This window comes from Noviherbaspirillum humi (assembly GCF_900188095.1).
Classification (GTDB): domain Bacteria; phylum Pseudomonadota; class Gammaproteobacteria; order Burkholderiales; family Burkholderiaceae_D; genus Noviherbaspirillum; species Noviherbaspirillum humi.
Genome location: NZ_FZOT01000046.1, coordinates 1 through 1,487 on the forward strand (window position 1 = coordinate 1; position 1,487 = coordinate 1,487).

Annotated in this window: 2 protein-coding genes; one reads left to right on the forward strand and one right to left on the reverse strand. The window is 56.3% G+C overall.

Going from position 1 to position 1,487, the window contains the following annotated elements; all coding sequences use genetic code 11:
• A partial coding sequence (locus CHB88_RS24030) for an ATP-binding protein (RefSeq protein WP_245845232.1) occupies positions 1-243 on the forward strand: 243 nt, incomplete at its 5' end.
• 241 nt (positions 244-484) lie between these two features.
• Here the strand turns inward: CHB88_RS24030 and CHB88_RS24035 are convergent.
• The gene (locus CHB88_RS24035) at positions 485-1,024 is read right to left on the reverse strand and encodes a DUF2231 domain-containing protein (protein ID WP_089401889.1); all 540 of its coding nucleotides are present in this window, start codon (positions 1,022-1,024) and stop codon (positions 485-487) included.
• Positions 1,025-1,487: the final 463 nt, after the last annotated feature.

The following is a 1,487-nucleotide window of genomic DNA, read 5'->3' on the forward strand; positions in this document are numbered from 1 at the left end:
ATCGGCATCGAGCCGGGCCATATCGGGCGGCTGACGGAGCGCTTCTACCGGGTGGACAAGAGCCGGTCGCGGCAGACGCAAGGCACCGGGTTGGGGCTGGCCATTGTCAAGCATGTGCTCATGCGCCATGGCGCCACGCTGAGCATCGAGTCGGAGCCCGGCAAAGGCAGTACGTTCAGCGCCCGTTTTAATCGAGCAAGCTTTGTGAGCCAAGATGCTGCGATCGAAGCCATCGCTGTCTGATTAGGCAGGATTGGCATTTGGCCAATTCAAATGAAAAAGCCGGCTCCGAAGAACCGGCTTCTTGTCTCCTCTTGCCATCCTTGAACTGGATTTTCCGCTGATTCTGGATCATCCCTGGAGACCAAGATTGATGAAAATCAATGATCATGTCTCGTTATTTTCGCGCCCATAAAACCAACTTCCTTTTCTTTTGATCTTTTATACAGGCTCGGTGCATGCCGCACAGACAATGTACGTTTCGTCAGTTGAGGTAAGGCCCGCTCGACGGCATTAGGCGTTCTTCGAATTTCATGGCTTTCTCCAGCCTCTCATCGGCGGGCAGCTTCGCCTCGCTGGCATCAGCGATTGGGCTTACCCCTTTCACACGCACGCCTTGTTCGTAGACCAGACGTCCGCCGAACCATCCGGATATCATGACCCCGGCCGCCGCTAGCGCAGAGACCAAAAGGGATCCGCCGCGATGAGCCGACTCATTGCGCCTGGTGGCAACGTTAACCGCTGTTAATACCATGGCTGCCCCGTTCAAAGCGCCATGCAGATTGGCCGTCCGTTTCACGTCAGTCTCCGGCTCGATCGTCAGATAATCCATGACACCAGCCGCGCCCGCCGCCAACCCGCCAACCAGGCCGCCCACCAAGCTGTAATACGCCGCATCTGAATAAGACCTTTTCCCGGTACGGCGAGCCATCGCGTCAAGCACGAAGCCAAAAGGAATGAGGGCGGCGGGCGCCACGATCAACATCGGGTGCAACGGGTGACCTGCAATGGTGGACTTTGGCATAACGATCTCCTGGCAAATTAGCATAGTTGCTAGTGTTGCCCGGAAGGTTCCCGATTGAACATGCCGGACCTCGCAAATGCACGGTACCGGGTTCTTGTGCTCTCAAGGGTGTTGACAGGGAGGAGCAAACCCCGCATAATCTCGCTTCTCTGCTGCTGACGAACACAACGCTTCGCAGCGCCGGCAAGCCGCTCAGGAAACTGGGGCGGCGAGCCGAAGCAGACGGATCTTTAACAACTAACAGCCGATAAGTGTGGGCGCTTGGTAGCGTGCGGCGGTGTCAGCGGTAGGGCAGCGATGCCTGTGCTGCGGATGCTGCAAAACGAAATAGCAAGTGCTCATATGGAAATACCGGTTCATCTGACCTTTATGGGAGGATGGATCGAGTCAGTATTTTGAGTGAGCGACGCTGCCGGAGACGGCAGTTCTGTCAGTGATGGCAGATAACAGGCATTGAACTGAA